This window comes from Microbacterium sp. CGR2 (assembly GCF_003626735.1).
In the GTDB taxonomy this organism is placed as follows: Bacteria; Actinomycetota; Actinomycetes; order Actinomycetales; family Microbacteriaceae; genus Microbacterium.
The window spans coordinates 1,763,885-1,787,363 of record NZ_RBHX01000001.1; the positions used below are offsets into that span (position 1 = coordinate 1,763,885).

The 23,479-nt window shown below is 66.4% G+C and carries 22 protein-coding genes; 5 read left to right on the plus strand and 17 right to left on the minus strand.

Annotated features, from left to right (window positions below):
* Nucleotides 1-16 precede the first annotated feature (16 nt).
* The 8 genes from D7252_RS09040 to D7252_RS09075 form a co-directional block, all read right to left on the minus strand.
* Nucleotides 17-3,781, minus strand: coding sequence for a hypothetical protein (locus D7252_RS09040; protein ID WP_120775094.1), 3,765 nt, complete (start codon nt 3,779-3,781; stop codon nt 17-19).
* Nucleotides 3,778-5,322, minus strand: a complete 1,545-nt coding sequence (locus D7252_RS09045; protein WP_120775095.1) for a hypothetical protein — start codon at nt 5,320-5,322, stop codon at nt 3,778-3,780. Before D7252_RS09045 ends, D7252_RS09040 begins: the two co-directional genes overlap by 4 nt.
* Nucleotides 5,319-6,197, minus strand: a complete 879-nt coding sequence (locus tag D7252_RS09050) for a hypothetical protein (RefSeq protein ID WP_120775096.1) — start codon at nt 6,195-6,197, stop codon at nt 5,319-5,321. The genes D7252_RS09045 and D7252_RS09050 overlap by 4 nt, the downstream gene beginning before the upstream one ends.
* Nucleotides 6,197-9,859: a phage tail tape measure protein gene (locus tag D7252_RS09055; protein ID WP_183055246.1), complete on the minus strand. Its 3,663-nt coding sequence runs from the start codon at nt 9,857-9,859 to the stop codon at nt 6,197-6,199. The genes D7252_RS09050 and D7252_RS09055 overlap by 1 nt, the downstream gene beginning before the upstream one ends.
* A gap of 74 nt (nt 9,860-9,933) precedes the next feature.
* Entirely contained in the window at nt 9,934-10,329 is a 396-nt protein-coding gene (locus D7252_RS09060) for a hypothetical protein (RefSeq protein WP_120775098.1), read from the minus strand.
* A 35-nt stretch (nt 10,330-10,364) separates the two neighbouring features.
* On the minus strand, nt 10,365-11,108 hold the full coding sequence (locus D7252_RS09065) for a hypothetical protein (protein WP_120775099.1): 744 nt from the start codon (nt 11,106-11,108) through the stop codon (nt 10,365-10,367).
* 115 nt (nt 11,109-11,223) lie between these two features.
* Complete coding sequence (locus D7252_RS09070) at nt 11,224-11,979, minus strand: hypothetical protein (protein WP_120775100.1); 756 nt, start codon at nt 11,977-11,979, stop codon at nt 11,224-11,226.
* An 11-nt stretch (nt 11,980-11,990) separates the two neighbouring features.
* Nucleotides 11,991-12,584 carry a hypothetical protein gene (locus D7252_RS09075; RefSeq protein ID WP_147406719.1) on the minus strand — a complete coding sequence of 198 codons (594 nt, stop codon included), beginning with the start codon at nt 12,582-12,584 and terminating at the stop codon, nt 11,991-11,993.
* Nucleotides 12,585-13,196: 612 nt separating this feature from the next.
* On the opposite strand from D7252_RS09075, the gene D7252_RS20580 reads away from it, so the two are divergent.
* On the plus strand, nt 13,197-13,430 hold the full coding sequence (locus D7252_RS20580; RefSeq protein WP_374225786.1) for an endonuclease domain-containing protein: 234 nt from the start codon (nt 13,197-13,199) through the stop codon (nt 13,428-13,430).
* On the opposite strand, the gene D7252_RS20040 is transcribed toward D7252_RS20580, so the two are convergent.
* Genes D7252_RS20040 through D7252_RS09110 form a run of 6 tightly spaced genes read right to left on the minus strand, consistent with a single transcriptional unit; the run spans nt 13,378 to nt 17,275 of the window.
* Nucleotides 13,378-13,632, minus strand: a complete 255-nt coding sequence (locus D7252_RS20040) for a hypothetical protein (protein WP_120775103.1) — start codon at nt 13,630-13,632, stop codon at nt 13,378-13,380. The two genes, D7252_RS20580 and D7252_RS20040, sit on opposite strands and share 53 nt — an antisense overlap.
* 29 nt (nt 13,633-13,661) lie before the next feature.
* The gene (locus D7252_RS09090; RefSeq protein WP_120775104.1) at nt 13,662-14,126 is read right to left on the minus strand and encodes a hypothetical protein; all 465 of its coding nucleotides are present in this window, start codon (nt 14,124-14,126) and stop codon (nt 13,662-13,664) included.
* Nucleotides 14,126-14,584 (minus strand): hypothetical protein, encoded by a 459-nt coding sequence (locus D7252_RS09095; RefSeq protein WP_120775105.1) that lies wholly within the window; start codon nt 14,582-14,584, stop codon nt 14,126-14,128. Before D7252_RS09095 ends, D7252_RS09090 begins: the two co-directional genes overlap by 1 nt.
* The gene (locus D7252_RS09100; RefSeq protein WP_120775106.1) at nt 14,577-15,029 is read right to left on the minus strand and encodes a DUF6093 family protein; all 453 of its coding nucleotides are present in this window, start codon (nt 15,027-15,029) and stop codon (nt 14,577-14,579) included. The genes D7252_RS09095 and D7252_RS09100 overlap by 8 nt, the downstream gene beginning before the upstream one ends.
* Nucleotides 15,030-15,069: 40 nt before the next feature.
* Nucleotides 15,070-16,512, minus strand: a complete 1,443-nt coding sequence (locus tag D7252_RS09105) for a recombinase family protein (RefSeq protein WP_120776880.1) — start codon at nt 16,510-16,512, stop codon at nt 15,070-15,072.
* Between the two features lie 10 nt (nt 16,513-16,522).
* The gene (locus D7252_RS09110; RefSeq protein ID WP_120775107.1) at nt 16,523-17,275 is read right to left on the minus strand and encodes a siderophore-interacting protein; all 753 of its coding nucleotides are present in this window, start codon (nt 17,273-17,275) and stop codon (nt 16,523-16,525) included.
* A 100-nt stretch (nt 17,276-17,375) separates the two neighbouring features.
* Between D7252_RS09110 and D7252_RS09115 the strand changes: the two genes are divergently transcribed.
* From D7252_RS09115 to D7252_RS09130, 4 genes are read left to right on the plus strand one after another with little or no spacing between them, the layout of a single operon-like run.
* Nucleotides 17,376-18,359, plus strand: coding sequence for a siderophore ABC transporter substrate-binding protein (locus D7252_RS09115; protein WP_120775108.1), 984 nt, complete (start codon nt 17,376-17,378; stop codon nt 18,357-18,359).
* Between the two features lie 46 nt (nt 18,360-18,405).
* Nucleotides 18,406-19,392, plus strand: coding sequence for an iron chelate uptake ABC transporter family permease subunit (locus D7252_RS09120; protein ID WP_120775109.1), 987 nt, complete (start codon nt 18,406-18,408; stop codon nt 19,390-19,392).
* Nucleotides 19,385-20,428 (plus strand): iron chelate uptake ABC transporter family permease subunit, encoded by a 1,044-nt coding sequence (locus D7252_RS09125; RefSeq protein ID WP_259461075.1) that lies wholly within the window; start codon nt 19,385-19,387, stop codon nt 20,426-20,428. Before D7252_RS09120 ends, D7252_RS09125 begins: the two co-directional genes overlap by 8 nt.
* Nucleotides 20,425-21,180: an ABC transporter ATP-binding protein gene (locus D7252_RS09130; RefSeq protein WP_120775110.1), complete on the plus strand. Its 756-nt coding sequence runs from the start codon at nt 20,425-20,427 to the stop codon at nt 21,178-21,180. The genes D7252_RS09125 and D7252_RS09130 overlap by 4 nt, the downstream gene beginning before the upstream one ends.
* A 34-nt stretch (nt 21,181-21,214) precedes the next feature.
* Here the strand turns inward: D7252_RS09130 and D7252_RS09135 are convergent, their stop codons facing one another.
* From D7252_RS09135 to D7252_RS09145, 3 genes are all read right to left on the minus strand, one after another.
* Nucleotides 21,215-21,412, minus strand: a complete 198-nt coding sequence (locus D7252_RS09135) for a DUF3329 domain-containing protein (RefSeq protein WP_120775111.1) — start codon at nt 21,410-21,412, stop codon at nt 21,215-21,217.
* Between the two features lie 21 nt (nt 21,413-21,433).
* Complete coding sequence (locus D7252_RS09140) at nt 21,434-22,393, minus strand: DNA-3-methyladenine glycosylase (protein WP_120775112.1); 960 nt, start codon at nt 22,391-22,393, stop codon at nt 21,434-21,436.
* Nucleotides 22,394-22,550: 157 nt separating this feature from the next.
* Nucleotides 22,551-23,270 carry a winged helix-turn-helix domain-containing protein gene (locus D7252_RS09145; protein WP_120775113.1) on the minus strand — a complete coding sequence of 240 codons (720 nt, stop codon included), beginning with the start codon at nt 23,268-23,270 and terminating at the stop codon, nt 22,551-22,553.
* Nucleotides 23,271-23,479: the final 209 nt, after the last annotated feature.

Below are 23,479 nucleotides of genomic sequence, written 5' to 3' on the forward strand. Positions count from 1 at the left end.
CTTGGGTGGTGGGCGGCTATGAGAACACCGGGGTGGCGGCGATGTAGCGGTCGCGCAGTACGACGGACTGGGTGCCGGTCGCGTTGGATACTCCGAACGTGGAGAAGTCCATGTCGAGTACGTAGGTAACGCCCGGCGTGGTGTCGATCCGCGTTCCGCCGCGCGCCTGCACCCAGCGCCGGGAGCCATCTGACTGCCAGGCTTGGAGGTCACGGGTCGGGCTCGCGTTGATACGGTGACCCGCGGTGGTCGCGGGCGTTCCGTTGATTCGCAGACCGACGAAGGGAACCACAACCGCGTTGGAGCTGGCGCTGTACGCGGTCGTCCATGCTTCACTGAAGTCGACGATGTAGACGGAGGCGACTGCAGTGAAGGTCAGGGTGCAGGTGTCGCTACTGTGCCTGGTGAATGCGGCCTGCGTACCTGCGGCCGACACTGAAGCGTTGTAGACGAGCGCATCCGAGTTCGCGACGCTCACCAGTCCGAATGCTGCGTTCGCCAGGGGCACCAGGGTGCCCGTGGCGGGGTTGCGCACCTCCATCCCGGTCGCGATGCCGTAGCCGATCCGCACGAGTTCCTGATTGCTCGCGTTGAGCGCGCGGAAGCCCTGGTTGGTCATCTCCGTCCGGGCGCCCGATGCGGACGAGCGGATGAGAGCACCTGTGATCGTGTGTTTCGCGGTGATGGCGTTCGCATCGAGCTTGTCCACCGTGACCGCGTTGGCCGCGAGCTTGTCCGTGGTCACGGCCAGCGCGTCGAGCTTCACCGTACTAACGGCGCCAGCGAGGATCTTGTCGGCGGTGACCGCGTTGGCCGCGAGCTGCCCTGCCGTGACCGCCAGGGCCGCGATCTCGCGTGTCGTGATGGAGTTGATCACGAGCTTGTCGCCGGTGATCGTGTTGGCGAGGATCTCATTGGCCGTGACCGCGCCGGCGGCAATCTTCGCGGTGGTTACCGCATTGGCCTCGAGCTTCGCCGTGGTGACCGCCAGCGCGTCGAGCGTCCGCGTGGTGATGGCGCCGTCGACGATCAGTTCACCGGCGACCATCCGGCGGATCCGCACGTCGCGAACGCGAACGCGGGTGGTGGAAGGCATGTCGGCAAGAGTGAAGAAACCGACTCGGACAGCGGTCGCCCCGGCCGGGATTTCGCGCTCGGCGGTGAAGGTCCCTGCCGTCGGCAGATCCATGAGGACCACCGCGCTGGCGCCATCGAACGCCAGGTTGACTCGTGCGGTCCCGACGGATCCGGCCACATTCTCGCGGGTCACGGTGAAGCGGAAGCGTTCGCCTGGAGTCACGGGGAAGCTGGTGCTTGCGTGGTACGCGCCTTGCTGCGTGCCTGTTCCGTTCTTCTCCAGTCCGCCGTTTGCCGGGGTCCATGGCGCATACCCCGCTGGGTTAGCAAAGGTGGGGTCGTTGAAGTAGTTCTGAAAGTCGGTGACCAGAAGCTTCTCAACGGAGACGGTGTTCGCCTCGAGGCGGTCGCCTTTCATCAGGCCGTACGTGCCGGAGCCGATGTTCACCAGCGGCAGGTAGGTCTCGTCGAGGGTGCCCTTCACCCACGCGTCCCCACTCCATCGCCAGAAGGCGAGCAGCTTGCCACCGACGCCAAGGGAGGACCACTGCTCCCATGTGTCCTCCACAGCAGTGCCCACACCGGATGGCTCGGTGGTAGCCCGGTAGGTTTTGGACTTGCCGGATGCGGTCTCCTGGGCCTGGTTGGCGGTCGTTTGAGCGTTCCCGGCAGCGGTCTGCGCGGCGGTCGCGGTCGTCTGTGCTGCGTCGGCGGCGGCCTTGGCCTGCGAGGCGCGGAGCTGCGCCGCGTTTGCCTCAGAGAGGGAGACGCCGGCGAAGAGTTGCTTCGAAGTGCCGCCCGAGACCATGTAGTTAGCGAGCAGGAGAACCTTCGCCTGAGACGTGGCGGGCGGGAAGGACGTGGTGGCGGCCCCGTCCGTGCTGAGATGTACCCCCTGGTAGGGAGCCGTAGCAGTGAGCTTCGTCCACTCGCCAGAGGCGTTGGGCACGACGGCTGCGCTGATGCCTGGCGCGTACATGAAGCTTCCGCCAGCCGCGTTGTTGCTGACCGGAGTTCCCGCCGGAGCGGCGGGAAGAGACCAGGGTGCGGGCAGTGTCACGGTGTTTCCACTGATGGCGCCGTTCGCGTAGACGACGAGGTTGCGGGTGTACTCGCCTGCCGCCCACTTCTTGCCCTTGCCGTCGACATAGTTCCACACAGCGAGGTAACTATTCGCCGGGGTCGAGCCATTGTGCCAACCCGCGGTGGAGGCGAGCTGGACGACGGTATCGCCAGGGTTGAGGGGGGCAGCGAGGACCGTTCGCGTGCCCGCCCGCTCGGAGTACTGGGGCACCGCGATGGCAAGTCCATCCACGTCATACGGCTCGAGGGCGAAGTACACGCGAGAAGCGACACCGGGGTTAACCTGCTTCACCCAGGTCGAAGCGAGGAGGGGCTTCGATGGGTCGATAGGCACGAACTCATCCAGCTTGCGCGAGACCGCTGTACTCGTCCCGGCGTAAAACGCTCCAGAAGTGCCCGTCGGCTGGTCGCCGACCTCGAGGGTGAACTGCGAGAAGTTCAGCGAGCCGAGGGCGGCGTCACCGTTGGTGATGAGGTCTGTGCCACGCGCCTTGATTGCATCTGCGTCAAGCTGCGCGGCGTCGGCGGCCGCCTTCGCGCTGTCGGCTTTCTGCTGGGCGGTGGACGCGGCGGTGGACGCGGCGACCGCGACGCCGGATGCAGTACCAGCGTCGGTGAGTGCTTGATCGATCTTGCCGTTGACCGCGTCCGAAATCTTCTCTTCAGTGATCGCACCGGCCTTGATGACTTCGGCCTGAATGGAGTCGAGCTTGAGGTTCCCGCCGTCGATGATGCGGCCGATGAGATCCGTGTCGACGGTCGGCTTGGTGGTGACGGGGACGCGATCGGACTCGAGGGAACGGTTGCCCGAAAAATCGACTGCTACGACGGCGTAGTGGAAGGTGGCGTTGTAGGCGGTCTCTGGGGCGACGATCGTGTCGACCCGGTCGATACGCCCGACGGGCACGGCCGTGCCGCCTGTCGCGGCGGCGTAGCGGAGCACCTCGCCGTGCGAGAAGTCAGCGGGCTGGGAGGCGCTCGTGGAGGTTCGCCCGGCCCAGGAGAGCAGCACCTGGCCTTGGCGAGACGTACCCGTAAGGGGCTCGGGCTTCGGTGGCGGCGTGGTGTCCTTAGCAAGCGTGAGTACGACGGGCGCCGAAAACTCGCCCGCGACGCCGGTGCCGGACACGGCGCGGATCTTGAATGCCCACTCCATCCCGGCGGGCAGGCCGAGCGCCTTCAGCTGCGGAGCGCCCTCGGTGCGAGGTTCCTCGGCGACATTCACCCACGACTCGCCGGCGACGTTGGGGCGCCCGAACAGCTCGTAGCGAGCGATGCTCAGCGGGAGCCCGTCGACGTCGGAGTCGACCTGCGTGGAGGTCGCGAAGACGGTCGCTCGCGGGTAGCCGTACTCATCGAAGTAGGCATCTGACGTGGCGCTGGGCTCGGCGGGAGCTGCGGGCACGCGCGCGGCCTGCGCGAGCTGCTCCTGCTGGTCGGCGAGGCTGAGGTTCGCGTCCGCGAGCGCACGGCGCGTAGCGGCGGACCCCTGCTGTGCAGCCTTGCTGTTGGACTTCGCGATGGTCGCGTTGCGAGCCGCGAAGTCCAGGTTCTCCTCGACCTTGCGGCGCCATGCCTGCGACACGTCGTCCAGGTTGGAGTCGGGCCAGTTGATAGTCACGCGGAGGCTCCGTTCATGGGGTTGGCGCTGAGTTCGCCTGCAGTGATGCCGGCCGGGTGGAAGTCGTTCCACTGCGCGGCGGTGCGGATGGTGGTGCGAGTGGCGAAGTCGAACATGGAGGACCACCAGGGCCCACCGCAGTGCTGCTCGGCCTTGAATGTGGCGCCGTCCGGGGCGTAGGTCACCGAGCGGATACGGAACAGGAGACCGTCAGCCACGAAGAAAGACCCCTCGAGGTTCCCGAGCGGGTGCGTAGCCGGGTCCTGCTGAGCTACCACTTCACCTCCGAAGAACGCCTCGGGAGTCGTGAAGAGCGTCTCGATCGTGCCGATAGTTCCGGTGATCGAGTACGTCGCAGAGGAGTGACGGGAGAGCAGCGCCTGTGCTGCGCGCCACGCCTGTTCGTACGAGTTCAGGAACGGCATCTCGACGATCGGCGCGACCTCCTGCGGCGCCCGATCGGCGCTCAGCCCGGTCGACATACGGAGCACGCTGCGCTGATAGAGCATCCCGGTGCCGTAGATGCGGAGCGAGGAGTAGTCCCCCTCGCTGGCCGTCATCGAGATTTGATACGGCGCGTACTGTTCGTCGCTCGGGCCCGTGATCGTGACCTTGATGCGGGATCCGCCGTCGAGCAGCTCGAGCTTCATGTCTCCGCCGCCCGCCTTCCACTGCGCGGCCTTGATCGGCAGGTTATCCTTGCCGGAGACGGCGTAGACCGAGGCGGAGCCGACGTACTCTCGAAGCACGGAGTCGACCACGGAGGGCTGCAGGATGGAAGTGGCGCTAATTCCATAGGCGCCGGAGGTGTCCTCGTCGGGCGTGAGGTCGATGTTGTACTCGACGATCTCGTTGGCGTCGACCTGGAAGACCTGGACGTCCTCGTTCCAGCCGCCGACGGGGTAGATGAGCTGGTTCGCGGGTGCGAAGGTCTTGCTCCACGCCACCTCGACGTTCTGAGCCAGCTGACCTTCGCTCGCAGACCAGCTGTAGTCGGCGAAAGACCGCGCGCTAATGACGGAGCAGCCGGTGAGCGTGCGGAACGCGTACTTGTCGCCGATGAGGGAGAGGGCGATCTGTTGCGCGATGCACAGATCCTTCAGGTGGTCGAGGACGTTCCCTTCCCAGCCGATGTAGTTCACCGGCCGGGCGGATGCAGCGGCGGAGACAACGATGTTGGTGGTGATGCCGCACAGGCCGAGGTAGTAGAGGATTGCCCCTCGCAGCGTGCCGGAGTACGCCTCCGCCGTGCGAGTGACGTTCAGCTTGGCGATCTTCGACAGCCCGGTCACGCTGGCGTTCACGCCGTTCCCGCTCCCCAGGCCCAGCTCGCCGGTGGTCGTACCCATCTCGGCGTCGCGAAGCGTGACAGGCTTCCCTTTCAGCACGCGGGTCGAGGGTGTCTCGGGCAGCGTGAAAGACATGGCGCCGGCGCCACCTGTCGTGTCGCCAGGGATCAGCGGGGTGGAGTCAGCGACGACAGACCAGTCGCTCAGGTTGTGGTGCCAGACATCCCCGACCTTGACGTCGACGGCGCTCACGGCCCCACCTCGACCAGTCGGGCAGAGACGCTCATCCGGCCGAAGTACGCGGAGATCGGAACCTCGGTCGGCGGGTCGAACATCCGGCAGCCGGAGTTCCCGCCGCCGCGAATGAAGCCGGCGCCGACCGGGGACTGGCCGATGGGGAGGACTTCCACCATCATCCCCGCGATCGTCCCGGAGCTGGGAAGGAGGGTGCCGCCGACGTTCAGGCCAGGCTGCACCCGGATGCCGATGCCCGTCATGTTTCCGGCCTGGGGGATCACGGTGGTGAAGCGCGTCGGGTCGCTCGCGGCGATCGCCGGGAGCGCCTGTGACGGAGCGAGTGCCGTGTGCCCATTGAAGGTCTGCAGGCTGACGATGCTGCGCTCCGCGGCGGCACTCGCAGAATGGATGCCGACGTGTGCGGCAAAGCCGGGCGGGACGGGGACGTAGCAGACGGGGGCCTGGCCGCCGGTGGTCGTGAACAGCGCGGACACCTTCGGCAGCTTCTTGGCGTTCGCTGCGGTCACTACCCCAGTCGGGCGCTGGAGGGCACCGATGATAGGCCCGTCCGTCACGCTGAGCCCAGGGAAGGACCAGTGGGCGGGGAGGGCGTTCTTGATCATGGGATCAAGCCAGTGGACAAGCTCGTCGACGTTCGTCGAGTCGACGCCGTAGTACATGTCGCTGAGCAGGCGTGCCGTCTCGGTGGGGACCGTGTTCCACGAGAGGTCGTATTCCATGTGGGTCGCGCGCGAGCGCCGCCCGGAGGTGCGTCCGTTGCGGTCTTGCGTCGTGGCGCTCCAGCCAACGGGTTGGAACGCGGTTCGCGGCGCGGGCGCCTTGATCCACTGCTCCGAGCCCCGAAGGCCCATCCAGACCGTGCTTCCCATTACGCTGCCCCTCTCCGGGCGGTGACGACGTTGTGCGAGCCCACCGAGCCCGCAAGTGCGGCGCCCGGCAGGATGAGCTGCAGGTTCGCTGCCAGCAGGTCGGCGAGGAGGCGAGCGGAGGACGCGGAGATGTCCATGGGGCCGCCGCCACCGGCTCCGATGCCTGCGGGCGCGACAGCCTTGCCCTGCTTGGCCATGCGGTGCATGAATGCCAGGTTGTTGACGCCGATCGTGCGGGTGGCGTCGGCATTGAAGACGAACTCTTTGCCGTGGACGGCGCCGCGAACCTCAGAGGAGCTAGCGCCGCCGGTGTAGCCGCCGCCGGAGAAGCCGGCGCCGTCCACCTGGATCGAACCGGTGCCCCTGTCGAACTTGGCGCCGATACGCCGTCCGGCGAGGGTCGCTCTGAGGCCCTCGGCGAGACCACCGCCGACCTGCGAACCGAGGCGAACGCCGCTGTTCCAAGCGTTGGCGCCCTGTCCGTTGGCCCAGTTGCCTGTCGGGTTGTAGCCCTTGAGGCCCTGCTCGAGACCTGCTCGAACCCCGCCGGAAGTCTTCGATCCGACCTGACCACCCGCGGCCTGGCCGAGCGTCTGCTGCTCGTTGGCCCAGCCGCTACGGATGACGTCGATCTCGCCCATGTCTGCCTTGAGGCGGTTGTCGAAGGTGTCTGCGACGCCGATCGCAAGCTCGTCACCGGCGTAGAAGGCGTCGAGCAGGCCGCCCTCGGCTGCGATGGCGATGGAGCGGCCCACGGCGTCGCCCATCTTGCGGCCGCCTGTGTTTTCGCCGAGGCCAAGGTCGAAGCCCTCACCGAATGCCGCGCCCGCGCCTGCTCCGCCCGAGGCGGCCGTAGTGGCGGCCTGGGCCATGAACTCGCTGAGCGCCTGCATGGCGGGATCGCCATTGAATTCGACCGTGATGTTGCGCGGGACGTGCTGGATGATCGTTCCCATGTCGCCGAACGACTTGGCGTACTTCTCGATCTCCGCACGGTTGTACCCGAGCCCCGTCGCCTGGTTGACGAACTCGCCACGGAGGCGAGCGGCGATGCGGATCAGCTCCTCCTGGCTGGTTCCGGAAGCGGCCAGCGACTGGAGGTATGACTGGTAGTTGCCGACGAGGCCGAGGATCTCGCCGCGGTTCTCTGCGGCCGCAGCGTTGTTGCCGACGAGGCTCTTGTTGGCCTTCGCCTGCTCGGCTGCCAGGTTCTTCTTCTCGGCGGCCATGTCGGCGTCCAGCTCTGCCAGTTCAGCGCGCAGCTTCGCGGCGCGCAGCTCGTCCTTGTAGTTGACGGCGACGGACAGCCAATACTGCTTGATGGAGCGGTCGGCGCCCATCTCGGAGAGCTTGCGCTGATGGGCTGCTGCTGCCTCGCGCGCGGCATGCGCGGCGTCGCGGATCTTCTGCCAGCCGCTGAGGATTGAGTCGAAGCTCTGGTCGCTGCCGAAGCGGATGTCGGTGGACCGCTTCATCACGGTCTGGAGGTCGTTGGCGTAGTCGGCGAGGGTGCGTACCTTCTGGGCGGCGTCCTCCGCTGCCCCGCCCAGACCCTCTGCGCCGTCGGTCGGGGCCTCCCAGTCGAGGCCTGCCAGAGTGTCGGTCAGCTCGTCACCTGCGCCGGCGGCCAGTCCGAACCCTTCAGCGAGGCCACCCGTGGCGGCGCCCGCGCCGTTGGCCGAATCGGCGAGCCCGAACAGCAGGTCGGCTGCGGCAGTGACGATACCGATGACGATGGTAGCGCGGCCGAGCGCGATGAGCGCTCCTCGTGCGGTGAGGGCGGCACCAGCGAGCGTGCGCATGCCGCCTGCCGCTCCCGCGGCAGCATTGCCGGCGGTGGCGGCGCCCGCAGCGGCCACCGTCCCTGCCGTACGTAGCCCGAGCAGGGAGGCAATGAGTCCGCCGACGCCGCGCGAGGTACCGGCCGTGACGATACCCAGCTCGATGGCAGCGAGGCGCATGGCGAACAGAGATCCAGCCCACACGGCCGCGACCGACCCGATGCCGGCGAGAGTGGCGAACAGCGCGGCCGCAGTGCCTGCGAGCCGGAACATGTAGGCGCCGAAAGGGGACTCGGCGAACGAAGCGAGCATCTGCAGGAGGCCCGACAGCGCGTCGATCGCCTTGATGATGTTCGGGGCCAGGGTGGCACCGATCGCGCCGCCGGCCTCCGCGAGGGCGTTGACGAAGATCTGCCACCGCGAAGCCAGGTCGTCGAGGACCTTGTTGAACTGACTGCTCAGCTCCGTGCCCTCCGTCCACCCCTGGTTGGAGTCTCCGAGAGCCTTGTTGAAGACGTCGACGTTCGAGGCGACACGGCCGAAGACCTCACCGGCGCGGATGCCCTGCAGGCCCAGCGCCTCGAGGGCACCCGTGCGGGAGATGGAGTCCATCTTCCCGAGTCCGACGGCAACGCGCTCGAAGAATTCGACGGGGTTGGAGCGGACGAGTCCCTCCACCTCGCCAGTGGCCACACCTGCGACGCTGGCGAAGGAGTCGAGGCGAGCCCCACCGTTCGCGATGGCGGTATTTAGGCGGTTGAAATACACCTCCATCACACCCTGAGCACGCTCGGGGGCGACACGGAGGGATGCCAGGGCGCCGGACAGTGCGATGACTTCCTGCGCGGAGAAGCCCGCGCTGGTGGCGGAGGCCGCAAGGCGAGTCGACATGGACACGATCTCCGCCTCGGTGGCGACCGAGCGGCGGCCTACGAGGGCGATGGCGGATCCGAGGTTCTCGAACTGGTCGACCCGAAGCTCAGTGCCGTCGGTGTTGCGCAGCAGCTCACCGAGTGCACCGAACGCGGTAGCGGATGCTTCCACGGTGAGTCCGGTGACGGCAGCGAATCGGGCGGTCGTCTCGGTGAAGCCTGCTACCTCGCCCGACGTGATGCCGAGCTGGTTGCCGAGGGTCGCGATCTCCGACACCTGCGTGAATGTGAGGGGGATCTCGCGGGTAAGCCCCATGAGTTCGCTACGCAGCGCGGCGACACCCTCAACGCCCATCGACTCACTGCCGTCGAGGGTACGCTCCACGTTCGTGAACGCAGACTCCTGAGCAGCGGCCAGCGCGGCCACAGCGATAGTGGCGCCGCCGAGAGCGATGGAAGTGGTGCGGGCGGTGGTGGCCACGTCGTAGAGCGCGTAGCGAAGACGGGGGGAGGCCTGGTCGGCGAGTTCACGTTCTGCCTGAGCGAGCGAGCGAACCTGCGCGGCGGCCTGCTTGGACTCGTCAGCGAGGAGGTTCGCCCCGGAGCCCTGGCGATACTGCGCGACATCCTGGCCAGAGACGCCCTGGCTGGCCATGAACCTGCGGGGGTCGACGGGAGCCCCGCCAGCTGCTGCTTGCGTCTTCGAGATGGCGCGGTAGGCATCCTCAGCCTCGCGGATGCGCCCGGCGAGGGCCCGCCACTCGTCGGATGCGCCCTCGGCGCCTGGCCCGAGATCCTTGCGTGCGGCGCGGGCAGCCGTGCCAGTCTCCCTCAGCGCGCCAGTCGTCTTCTCGATGAAGCGAGCGGCCTCCCGGCTGGAAGCACCTACCCGGTCGAAGAGATCGTCGAGATCGCCGCCCCGTTCACGGAACGTCTCCATGTCGTTGAGCGCTTGGCGCAGGTCAACGGCGATGGATAGCGCTGCCCGTGCGTCGAATGCGTCTGCCATCATCCTCCGCCTGGGGCTCGTACTGCCGCGATCTCTTCAAGGCTAGGCTCGAATTTGGGCCTTAATTCTGGGGCTCAATCGTCTTCATCTTCGACCTCTTCGGCCCGCTCGGCAGCGAGCTGCTCGTAGTACAGCGAGCGGAAGTCGCTGAGGGGAGTGTCGTCGGTCGAGTAGAACTCGGGGTAAGCGACTCCTGACTTGCTGTCGTCGTTTACGTGCTTCTTCTCCTCCTTCTTCACCTCGTTGGAGGCGTAGCAGTCGTCGAACTTGACCTTCACCTGGAGGCGCGGGTCGGAGTTCCTGCAGAGCCATCGAGGCAGGCCGCACTGCGAGCACTGCTCGTCCTTGACGATTTGATACGCCTGCATGATGAGCACGTCGAGGTGTGACCAGGGCTTGCGGTTGTCCTCTCCGAGGATCATGGTGGTGGGCCGAACGCCGGCGGCCAGACTGGCCTTGATGAGGCTCAAGTACCTGCCGCCGGCGTTAGACGACAGGTACTCGGCTAAAAATCCGCGTCGTCGGTGGCGTTGTGCTCGATCGCGACTTCGTACGACAGCTCCAGCATCGCGCGCTCAAGGCGCGGGAACTGGCCCTCGGGGAGGTAGTCGCGAAAGGTCCGGGCTCGTTCGATCGACAGCGACGAGTGCGTTTCGTCCTGCTCGACGTCCGTCCAGGATTCGACGGAGGCGACAAGCGAGACCGCGGAGTGCTCCAGCTCGTACTCGTCCACCATGTCGGCGGGGACGTTCTTGCCCCTGATGCCGAGGTTCAGGCGGGCTCGACGACGCATGTCCCGCTTGATGATGTCGGGCAGGCTGTGGAGGGTGAACTTGAAGGCCGTGGCCTCGAGGCGCTTCTTGAGCGCCGTGACTTTTCGCTTCTCCTTCGCCAGCTCGGCCTGGATCTCCTTGGCTCGCTCGGTGTCGGCCTCCGGGACTTCCAGCCCTGCCTCGACCTGATGCTCGATGCGCTTCACGAGGGAGTTGCCTTCCTCCTCGAGCTGGTCAATGCGGCCGGCGATGCCCCTACGGACGCGGCGGCCGGTTCGGATCCCGCCCTCGGTCTGGTCGAGCGCGTACCCCAGCTGGGCTCCTGCTTCCGAGTCGGTGTAGATCGTCACGGACTTGCGGCGCTTCGACTTGCCGGCCAGGCGGTTGACCAGCTCGAAGTCCGTTCGAGCTGATTCCTGGATGCCGTCGAGTTCCGCTTCGATCTCGGCGGTGGCGTCCTTCTGCTTCTTGGCCATGAGGCCCTCCTTCGTTCGTGGTCGATTCCAGGCTATGTGCGATTTAAGACGCTAATCAGGGGTGCACGACGAAGCCCCCGATTCCTCGAGGGCTCCGTCGTCCTAGGTAGCGAGACTAGGGAGCGGTGACCGTGATTGCCTTCGTCGTACCGGCGGCCGAGCCGGGGTATGTCGCCGTGATGTCCACGGAGCCTGCGGCGATGCCGATCACGATGCCGTGCTTGGTCACGATGGCCTTCGTCTCGTCGGAGGAGACGTAGGTGGCGCCGATCGTGATGTCGTTGCCCTCGTAGACCGACTTGAGCTGGATCGAGGCGCCCGCAGCGACCGTGGTGCCACCGGTGACGGTGACAGCCGTGGGCGTGGCCGACGGGATGATCCGGTTGATGCCCACGAAGCCCTTCGGCTTGAAGTCCACCGAGTAGTACCGGTTCTTGTCACCGCGCTGCTCGGAACGCGCGTCGGTGATCGTGTGGAAGACGTTGACGACCTGGCCGGGTGCGAACGGCGTCGAGGCGGGGTAGCCGTCGCGCTGAATCAGCACCAGCTCCGTGTGCGGAACTGCGACCAGGTTGCGAGTCTGGCGATAGATCGAGGACGTGTCGGCGGGCGTCGGGGTGTAGAACGAGATGCTGCCACCGAAGTTCTCGTTGCCTCGGGTGGAGGCGCCGGCCGCGTCGGTGAGGGCGCGGTCCTCGTCCTGCTCCGATGCTTCGATGCCGAAGTCGTAGCCGTCCCACTTCGTGGCCTCGGAGATGTTCTTGGCGCTGAGGAACTCAGACAGCGCCGGCGTGAGCACGCTGGCGAAGGAGGCCTTCGGGGCGACGGCGAGCAGCGTGTTCTTGTTGCTGGCGATTTTCTTGCTGGGCATGACTCGACTCCTTACGCCGCGAGGACGTAGTTGGGCTTGGCCGTGGACTTGGAGATGAAGACCTGCTGGATCTTCTGCTTCTGGCCATCCGCGTGAACGTTGACCGGGAGGTCCGTGTGCGAGTAGTACACGTCGATCTCCTGGCCGACCGCGAACGGGACGGTGGAGGCGTAGCCCACGCGGTGGACGATGATGTAGGGCACGTCCGGCGCGAAGGTGAGAGCCTTCCACAGCGCGAACACGCTGTCGGCAGCGGCGGGGTTGGCATCCCGGAAGCCGGTCATGTCGTTGTCGAAGCCGAAGTCGGTCAGGTCGACGGAGTTGGCGGGCTCGCAGAGCGTCTTCTCATCGTCCTCCTGAGAATCCGTGAAGCTCAGCGTGAAGCCGTCGGACACGATGGCGCAGGACACGTTGCCGCCCGCGCCCGCATTCGCGTGGCCGGTGCTCGTGATCGGCGCGTAGCGGTTGAGGACCGCGGTCGTCAGCGCGTCGTACGCGACGAGACCCGTGGGGGTGATGGCATTCGGGATGCCGAGCACCTCGTGGGCAGGGATGAGAAGGACCGTGTCTGTCTCATTGATCAGCTTGTCAGGAATGGGAACCACCACCTTGTCTATGGGCCCACACCTGGGGCTTCAGGTTCAAGGCTAGGCGGGTTTTGCTCCCTTAATTTTGGAACACAATGTTAGCCTTGCTGCATGCCATCACGCCCGCATTCGAAATCCCAGCCGTTCTGCCACGTAGAGGGTTGCTTCAACTTCCGCCGAAGCAACCGATACTGCCCTGGGCATACGAAGCAGGAGCGAGCGGGGCTCGCATTCTCGACGCTCCCCAAGCAAAAGCTCGAGGCGTGGGCCGTCCCGGAGTGCTCGTTCGAGGCATGCGAGAACTTCGCGTCCCGTCGAGGCCTGTGCGATGGTCACTATGCCCAGTCGAAGCGAGGTGAGGGGTTGCGCCCGCTACGCAAGCACTCATGGCAGCGTGGAGGTGTGTGCTCCTTTGATGGATGTATGCTCCCGATGAAAGCGAACGATCTCTGCGCGACACATGCCAGCCAGCGTTACTTCGGGCACGAGCTTCACCCGATTCGCGGCCGCATTTCGTGCCCGGTGCCAGACTGTGAAGGGACCTACACCGCGAAGTCGTCGATCGAGTTCTGCGCGAAGCACACACGAGTCCTGCGCCTCTATGGGCTCACTCCCGAGCGGCTCATGCAGATGTACGTCGCTGGCTCAGTTTGCGAACTCTGTGGCGACCGGACGAAGACCGCGATCGACCATGACCACGCCTGCTGCGCTGGTGAAGGCTCTTGCGGCGAATGCGTTCGCGGGACCCTTTGCCTGAACTGCAATCACATGCTGGGCAGCGCCCGTGATAGCCCGGAGGTCCTGCGCGCGGCTATCGCTTACCTGCAGAGTCACGCCGAGCGGTCTTTGCGTCTCGCCGCGTGACGTTCCCCTCACCCGACTTCTCTTCGTGGGACGCGAGATAGTCGGCGACTGCCTCGCTGGGGATCGGGGTGAAAGCGAGAGGCTTCGCATCGACGTCAACTTCGATGAGGTTTGGATCCTCGAGAGCGACTCGGCGGTCGTAGACGCCGATGAGCCCGGTGCGTGCATGGCGGTACGTCCTCGGCGCGTTCAGGTCATCCATACGCTCAAGGCTAGGCGCGATTTTGGCGCTTAATTCTGGACGGAGTGGTCCCAGTCGACGCCCTGATTCACCGTGGTCTCCAGGTAGAGCCCCTCGATGTACCGGGTAGGGACGTTTTCGGTTGCGGGGCGGCGCGATCCGAAGCCGCCCTTCGCCTCGTAAGCATCAGCGGATTCTGACGGCTTCCAGTCGACCAGCAGCTCGATGACGTCAGCCATGAGATCCTGCGCGTCATCGGGGTCGCCGGCGACGCACGCGATAGTGGCGCCCAGGACGTGAGGCTGGCCCAGCTCGCTGTTGGTGAGGTTTCGGTCGCGCTTCGTCTTCACGGGGGCGCCGAACGTGATCACCGCGTAGGCCATCACTGAACCGTCTTCGGTGTGACGCGGGATGATCGCTTCGTCGTCGACCGACCCTTGCCAGGCGCGGCCGCCGTTGATCGTCTTCAGTTTCGCCAGGGTGTTGCGTCGCTCCTGGAGTCCGTGTGCGGCCATCAGCTCACCTTCAGTCCTGCGTTGCTCAGGCGCTCGAGCATCATCTCTCGCGCCTCGACGTACGACTGCTGGAGGGCCATCATTCCTTCGATGTCCGCGGTGCCGTACTCCTGGTAGAGGTAGTAGATCTCGAGGCCAAGCTCCCAGCCCCACGAGCCTTCGACTCGGCTGCCGCCGAAGAGGTCGATGTTGGATTGGATGTCGTCGATCATGTTGCCGCTGTCAATGCGGCCGGGATGTCCGCCGCTCGTAGCAGCGCGCTCTGCACCCGTCCTGGTGATCGCCGTCTCGATGATCTCCTTCATGCGGTCCTCGCCGAAGAGGGTGGCGTCCTCGATGATCCCGTGGGCGAAGTCGAGAAGCTGCTCTTCGAGTTGGCCGCGCATCCAGTCCTCGATGTCGCCGATCGCGAGAGTCACCGATTTGCGCGCGGTGCCGTGGCGACCGCGATTAGCCACGGCCGCCCTCGGTGACTGTCTCGATCGTTCGGAGTGCGGCATGCGACGAGTTCGTGGCGAACCGCACCTGGAACTTCATCTTCGCAAGCTCTGGATCGCGGCCGCCGGTGAACTCCACGACGAGTCCCTGAGTGACCGACTCCTCGGTGATCTCCGGGTCGCCGGCGAGGATCTCGCACTGGAAGCGGTAGCGACGACTCGACTGAGCACCGCCCCCGCTGCTCGTCTCTTTCGGCGCTTGGAGGTGCTGCGCGCGGGCCCGCCGTCGACTAAGCACGATCTCGCCGGGCGTGTACGGCCCGTAGTCGCCGGTCACCTTGTCGCGTGTGCCTCGCGTGCCTTTCGTGCTGACGGTGATCTCGCCGTTGAACTCGAGGACGGCCTCGTCGCGGATCTCGTCAGCCCAGCTCGAGCTAGTGCGCGAGGGGGGACGGGAGAGGGCCATTCGTCCAGTTTAGGTTCGACCTCGTTGCCTAATTCTGGCGTCAGATGCGGCCGATCTCATCGCCGCCGGTGGTCATCCAAACGATCCGCTCGCCACCCCGCCCCTCTCGCGTGAGGTGGCCGACGACGGTCGCCTGCGCCAAAGAGCGCTTCCGCTCCGTCTCCATTACCCGGAATGATCGCGCGAAGGTCGAGAGGGACTGGCTCCACAGATCGAAGTCGATCCCGCTCGCCGCCCACGCGCCGCGTGCGCCCTCGAGGATCCGCTCCGTCCCCCGCTGAGCGAGCGCCCGATCCAACGCTAGGCGTACCTCACCGCGCTCGGCCGAGTATCGCTGCAGCAAGCTCAGTGACGTCGTCGAGCCGGTGAGCGCGTACACCTCCTCGGCACGAGCGCGCTGCTCGTCAATGCCTGCCAACTGGGCGCGGAGATCGGCTACCGCGGTGTCCTCGCCTGTTTCGGCGCCGGCTCCGAGGGCGGCGTAGAGGGCAGCCATCGCAGAACTCTCGGCGATGGAGGCGGCGATCGAGACGTGTTGCCCGTCGAATCCGTCGGTCGTCTCAATGACCGCACGGCAGACGTATGTGCGCGTCTTGGATCCCCGAGAGTGCTTCCAGCTGGACCCCAACCGCGCACCGCATGGGCAGGTGAGCACTCCCGCCAGCCACGCCTCAGAGGGGGTGCGCCCTCGGTTTGCTCGCCGATCCGGGTCAAGGATGATCGCACGCAGCTCCTCCCAAGTCTCACGATCGAGGATCGGCTGGATTTGGCTCACCGGCTGCGCGATGCCTCCGCGGACCAGGATGCCCGCGATCCGATGCCGGGTCAGGAGCGTGCGGACAGATGCATTCGTCCAGCGCCCGCCACGCGGCGCCGAGATCTCATGAGACTCGAAGTACCGGATCACCGAGCGCAGCGAACCGCCTTCAAGGATGATCCGCGCCGCCTCTCGGATGTGTACGGCCTCCGACTCTCGAACCTGGTTGCCCCCCAGTTCCCACCCGAACGGACGGTTGCCGCGGTGAGAGAACCCGCGCTCGGCGTTCTGTTCATTCGACCGTTTCTGGCGTGCGCTCTTCCGCTCGACCTCCGCGCGCGCGACAGACGCCTTGATGCGCGCGTACATGCGTCCGCCATCCGTGGATAGGTCGGCCTCACCGTTCGCCGTGACAACGATCAGGTCGCGATCGGTGGCGAGGTCGATCCAGTCCTCGAGTTGCCGCGGCTGGCGCGTAAGGCGGTCGAGATCCCAGCACACGAGGGCGTCGAAGTTGCCCGCCTCGTAGTCCGTACGCATCCGGTCATACCCCGGACGCCGGACGTCGCGCTTGCTGGCGCTGACACTGTCGCTGTAGGTCTGCGTGATCTCCCAGCCGCGGTCCCGAGCGATCTTCTCGCAGTCGCTTCGCTGGCGGTCGATGGCAAGCCCGTCGCCGTGACGGTCAATGGATATTCGGAGGTAGATCGCGGCACGGACTGACATGCCCATAAGGTTATCCCGCTTCGCCACGCTTCCAATAGCCCTTCACCACAGCTCGCGAAGGATCGACCCCCCACCGTTCGAGCAACGCCCGCCCCGGCTTGACGACGGACTGCTCGGCGGCGATGAAGACGAACGGATCATCCCCGATGGCACCTTCGGTCGTCAGTGCATCGAGAAAGGCGATGAGCGCCGAGCCCGCGGGTGCGTCGCCGCGGGGCAGCCACTCGACATCCACAGGAGCATCGATGTCGACCTCGCCTGCGGAGGCGGTGGTCTCGATCACGATGCGTGCGGATGCCGCAGCGGGGACCTGAGCGGCGAAACGGCGGATGGCGGGGATCGCGGTCTCGTCGCCGGCGAGCAGCCAGGCGCCGGGAGAACCGCTGATGATCGCAGACCCCCGCGGGCCGCCCACTCCGATCGTCGAGCCCAGGGGAGCTGTCGCCGCCCATCTCGCGGCGATGCCCGTGTCGCCGTGCACAGCGAACTCGACGTCGAGCCAGTCATCGCCCCACGCCAGAGGGGTGTACTCACGGCTCGGCGACGCGCGCAGCTCCTCGACGGAGTTCGTCGGACCGGTGGGGAAGAACAGCCGCATGTGATCGTCGGCGCCGAGAGATGTGAAGCCTTCCAGATCGGAGCCAGCGAGCCGCACTCGCACGAAGCCGGGTGTCAGCCACTCGCGCTCGCTCAGCCTGACGTTGCGGAAGCGCAGGTCGAGGCCGCGACGCTCGATCGTGAAGACGGATTTCGTATCGCTCATAAAGTAAGGCTAACCTAATTCAAGCGAGGGAAGGTTACCCTAAGCTCGCTCGTCCGGCGCCCATCGTGTGCGCAGCATCCCGCAGAACAGGAGCCTCTCCATGTCCGTGCCCAGAACCCTCACCGTCACCAGCTTCGGCCTCGTCGGACTCCTCGCTTTGGCCGGTTGCGCCTCACCGAGTGCCGCCGAACCCGAGGAGACCGGATCGGGAGCGGCATCCGTCACCATCGAGGACAACACCGGCGAGCACGAGATCGCGACGCCGCCGGCATCCGTCGTCGCCCTCGACAACCGCACGTTCCAGACGCTCTCGGACTGGGACGTCGATCTGTCGGCGGGGGCGGTCGCGCTCATGCCGGAAACCGTGTCCTACGTGAAGGATGACGGCATCGTCGACGTGGGTCTGCACAGCGAGCCCGACCTCGAGGCGATCGTCGCCGTCGAGCCCGACCTCATCATCAGCGGCCAGCGCTTCACGCAACACAACGCCGCGATCGCCGACCTCGTTCCCGAAGCGACCATCATCGATCTCGAGCCGCGGGAGGGCGAGCCGTTCGACGATGAGCTGAAGCGACAGGTGACCGTGCTCGGTGAGATCTTCGGCAAGCAGGACGAGGCGAAGGAACTCGTCGACGACTTCGACGAGGCCGTCGATCGCGCCAAGGCCGCCTACGACGACGCCGAGACGGTGATGGCCGTGAACACCTCGGGCGGCGAGATCGGCTATCTCGCCCCGACGGTGGGTCGTTCGCTCGGTCCGGTGTTCGACATCCTCGAGCTGACTCCGGCACTCGAGGTCGACGAGGCGACCGACGATCACCAGGGCGACGACATCTCCGTCGAAGCGATCGCCTCCGCGAACCCCGACTGGATCCTCGTGCTCGACCGCGACGCGGTGTTCGCCGCCGAGACGCCCGACTACGTCCAAGCCGCCGAGATCCTGGAGAGCTCCGAGGCGCTCTCGGGCGTCACCGCCGTGCAGGAGGAGCAACTCGTCTACATGCCCACCGACACGTATCTGAACGAGGGTATCCAGACCTACACCGCGTTCTTCAACGACCTCGCCGACGCTCTCGAGAAGTGAATCCTGCCCGGTCGTCGAGCATCGCCTCGACGACCGGGACCTCATCATGACCTCCACTGACACCACGATCTCCCTCCGCCCCCGGGCCCGACTCGTCGACGGGAAGCTCCTCGTCGGCGTGCTCGTCGTCGTCGCGCTGCTCGTCGTCTCGCTCTTCACCGGCGTGTACGACGTCACCGGGGCCGACGACGGCGCCGAGATGTTCCAGATCACGCGCGTCCCGCGAACCATCGCTCTCGTCCTCGCCGGCGCAGCGATGGCCATGGCCGGGCTCGTGATGCAGCTGCTCACGCAGAACCGCTTCGTCGAGCCCACGACGACCGGCACCACCGAATGGGCCGGCCTCGGGCTGCTGGTCGTGATGGTGCTGGTGCCGCAGCCCTCGCTCACGCTGCGGATGGTCGGCGCCGTCATCGCGGCGTTCATCGGCACGCTGGTCTTCTTCGCCTTCCTGCGGAGAGTGGCTCTGAAGTCTTCGCTCATCGTCCCCATCGTGGGAATCATGCTCGGTGCGGTGGTCGGCGCGGTGTCGACCTACCTGGCCTTGGCCACGAACTCCCTGCAGGTCCTCGGTGTCTGGTTCGCCGGCAGCTTCACCTCGGTGATGCGTGGGCAGTACGAGATGCTGTGGATCGTCGCGATCATCGGGGCGATCGTCTTCTTCGTCGCCGATCGCCTGACCATTGCCGGGCTCGGCCAGGAGATCGCGACCAATGTCGGGGTGAACTATGACCGGGTCATCCTGCTCGGCACCGTCCTCATCGCTGTCACCACGGGCGTGGTCACCGTGGTCGTGGGCAACCTGCCGTTTCTCGGACTGATCGTGCCGAACGTGGTGTCGATGGTGCGCGGCGATGACCTCCGCAGCAACCTTCCCTGGGTGTGCCTGCTCGGCATCGCGATCGTCACGGTGTGCGACCTCATCGGTCGCACGATCATCCAGCCCTTCGAGGTCCCGGTGTCGCTCATCCTCGGAGTCGTCGGGGCGATCGTGTTCGTGCTCCTCCTGCTGAGGCAGCGCCGCCGTGGTTGACAGTCTGGTGCGGCACAGAACGGCGGATGCTCCGTCGCGCTCGGCCGGCGCCTTCACGAGCCGGCGGTCGCAGCGTCGCTATGTCGTCGTCCTCGGCATCCTGGCCGTGCTGGCCGTCGGATCCGGCGTGGGCCTGCTGACCTGGGACAACCCGATGCCGGCCGGCTCGCCGGGATTCTGGCGGATCGCGCAACTCCGCGCGACCGACGTCACGGTGATGGCGCTGGTCGCGGTCGCCCAGGCCGTCGCGACGGTCAGCTTTCAGACCATCACCAACAACCGCATCATCACCCCGTCGATCATGGGCTTCGAGTCGCTGTACCGCGTGGTCCAGACATCGACGGTGTATCTGTTCGGCGTCGCCGGGCTGGTCGCGATCCAGGGCGTCGGCCAGTTCGCGATGCAGGTCGCGATCATGGTCGGGCTGGCGGTGGCACTGTACGGCTGGCTGCTGTCGGGGCGGTACGCCAATCTGCAGATCATGCTCCTCATCGGAATCGTGATCGGCGGCGGCCTGGGGGCTGTCTCGACCTTCATGCAGAGGCTTCTGACCCCCAGCGAGTTCGATGTGCTCACCGCCCGTCTGTTCGGGAATGTGTCCAACGCGGATCCGTCCTACTTGCCGTTGGCGATTCCCCTGGTCGTGGCGGCATCCGCCCTGCTGTGGCTGCGCTCGCGTCGCCTCAACCTGATGGCGCTCGGCCCGGATGCTGCACGATCGCTCGGGCTCGACCATCGGCGCGAACTGTTCATCGTGCTGTTCCTCGTAGCGGTCCTGATGGCGACGTCCACGGCGCTGGTCGGACCGATGACATTCCTCGGTTTCCTCGTCGCCACTCTCGCCTACCAGTTCGCCGACACGCACGACCATCGGCTGATCTTCCCCGTGGCGGTGCTCACGGCGTTCACCATCCTTGCGGGCGCCTACTTCGTGATGAAGAACATCTTCTATGCGCAGGGGATGGTGTCGATCCTCATCGAGCTCGTCGGCGGCACCGTGTTCCTCATCGTCATCCTCAGAAAGGGCAGACTGTGATCACACTCGACGGCGTTCGCCGGCAGTACAGCAGTGAAGTCGCGATCGGCCCGGTCGATCTGCGGATACCCGCCGGCGGCATCACCGCGCTCATCGGTCCGAACGGCGCGGGCAAGTCGACCCTGCTCACGATGATCGGGCGCCTGAACGGGATGGATGCCGGTGCCATCGAGATCGCGGGCCTCGACGTCGCCTCGACGAAGTCGAAGGACCTGGCGAAAGTCGTGTCGATCCTGCGGCAGGAGAATCACTTCGTCACGCGGTTGACGGTTCGCCAGCTCGTCGGGTTCGGAAGGTTTCCGCATTCGCAGGGGCGGCTGAACCGGGCCGACGAGGAGATCGTGAGTCGAGCGATCGACTTCCTCGACCTCGGTTCGCTGGAAGGGCGCTATCTGGATGAGCTTTCCGGCGGGCAGCGTCAACGCGCCTACGTGGCGATGGTGCTCGCGCAGGACACCGAGTTCGTCCTGCTCGACGAGCCGCTGAACAACCTCGACATGCGGCACGCGGTGCAGATGATGAAACACCTGCGCCGCGCTGCGGAGGAGCTCGGACGCACCATCGTCATCGTGCTCCACGACATCAACTTCGCGGGGCATTACGCCGATCACATCTGCGCGATGAAGGACGGTGCCGTGGTGGAGTTCGGTTCACCGGCCGAGATCATGACGGACGAGGTCCTCACGCGGGTGTTCGAGACACCGGTACGCGTGGTCGACGGCCCGTCCGGGCCGCTGGCGGTGTACTACTGACAGGCGGTCAGCGGAGTGGCGCGGACGAATGCTGTCAGAGTTCGATGCCGTGGTCTTCGTCATTGACCCCGGCGTTGTTGCCGCGTCGCGACTCGTATCCGAGGAACCAGGCGAGCCAGACCAGGGCAGCGATCGCCAGCCCGAGCCACACGTTCTCGAAGATCAGCCCGATCACCACGCCGAGGATCAGCAGGCCGACGGTGACGGAGGTGCGGAGCGCGCGGCGGGACATGACGTCAGCCTACGCGGATGCTCACCGGTGGCGGTGATTCTCCGGGGCCAGACGCGGTCCTCGACGGGGCTCCTTCACTCCGCTGGCGAAGATCAGACGGATGACACGCTGTCGCTGCCCGACCCACGGTTCCAGAAGCTCCAGCATGCCGTCGTCGTCAGTGCGCGAGCCGGTGAGCACGTAACCGACCTCGTGTGCGAGGTGATAGTCGCCGACGCTCACGGCATCGGGGTCGCCAAGGGAGCGTATTCGGGTCTCGGCGGAGGTCCACACGCCGACGCCGGGAAGACTGGTGAGCACCCGGTCGCGATCAGGACCGTCGACGGCTCCGCGCACGGCATGCTCGATGCGATCACCGCGTTCCGCGGACCGCACGATGGTCTTCGACTGGGGCGGTTCCACGCCCGCGCGGTGCCAGGACCAGGAGGGGATCGTCCGCCAGACGGATGCCGCGGGTGGAGCGAACATCGGTCGCGGGGTCGGCCCTGGCGCGCGTTCCCCGAACCTCGAGACGAGGTAGCGCCACGCCCCGAAGGCCTGCACTGCGGTGACCTTCTGTTCGAGGATCGAGCACGCGAGCGCGTCGAACACCTCCCCCGTGCGGGTCAGCCGGAGTCCGGGGTTGCGCCGCGCCGACTCGGCGATGAGCGGATGCTTCGACGCGTCGAAATCAGCCGCATCATCGTCTGCGCCGCATAGGGCGGGTACGACGTCGAGCGCATGCGCGGCACCTGCGCCCCAGGCCGTCACCCTGACCTCACCGCCGATCGCGCGCAAGGCCAGCGTTGCGGCTCCGAGGGGAGTTCGTACAGCGCGCCAGATGACGGAACCGTCAAGCACAGTCGTCGGGTCGATGCCTCCGCGACGGAGCACGCCCACGGTGCGGGCGAGATCGAGGTCGTGCGGAGGGCGGTAGACCGTCTTCAGCGGAGCATCCGTCGGCGCGGCTTCGGCCGCTCCGGGGCCTGCTGTCAGGGTCATGCGCCCCACCCTACGCGCGGGCCCTGACAGTCGGGCCCGGACAATCGGGCCTGACAGTCCGGCGCGGCCGCGACGACCGTGGGGACTTCGAAATCGCTCGTATGGTCGCATCCGGGCCGAAGGCCGGTCGTTCGGCGATTCGCAGCGGGGACGCGAGTCAGAAGCGGTCGGGCGAGGGGGTGCCGTGGCCGTAGCGGATGACCACGTCGGCATGCCGATCGAAGCGGTAGCCGATACCCCGGACCGTGCGGACGATGTCTTCGTACCGGCCGAGCTTGGCGCGCAGGCGGCGCACGTGCACGTCGATCGTGCGTTCGCCGGGCGTCTCGTCGTCCTGGGCCTGCCAGAGTGCGGAGACCAGCTCGCTGCGCTCGATGGTTCGTCCCTCGCGGAGCACCAGGTACTGCAGCAGCTCGAACTCCTTGTAGGTGAACGCCGCCGACTCGCCGTCGATGAGCACGCGCTTGCGGGAGATGTCGACGGTGACGCCGATCTCCTCTTCAGTGATCTCCTCCTCGGCGGCCGCCTTTGTGCGGGCGATGGCGCCCGGCTCCTGCAGCGCCAGGCGGACGACATCGAGATCGCGGCCACCGGAGCCGTGCGGGGCGAGCGCCACCGTGGCATGTGTCTCGGCACCAGGGGCGAGCTCGGCGAGGGTGCGGCGCAGGGCGTCGACGAGAAGGGGGAGGCTCACTCCTGCCTCCGCGGCCTTGACTTCGTCGAGACCGACGTAGAGGGCGAAGCCGCGCGGCGAGCGGACGGCGGGCAGGTCGGCGCCCGCGTTGCTCAGCGGGGCGGAACCCTCGGGCTGCGGCGTGCGGACGGGGCGAGCGGACGTGGTGGTGGAGGGACGCTCGAGAAGTGCGATGTTCGACATGATGATGAGTCCTCAGGACGTGAGCCGAAGAGCGGCTCTGATGCGTTGCATGAATGACCGGCGGAGCCGGGAAGCGAGCAAAGGGTGGGTGCTCGGAGACTCTGACTTCGCAGATCGCGAAGGGTCAGGTCAGGCGGGGTGGCTGATCGTTCAGCGACACATTCGGCAACACATGCCAACGCGACCGGGCATCATCATCCCGGCAGTCC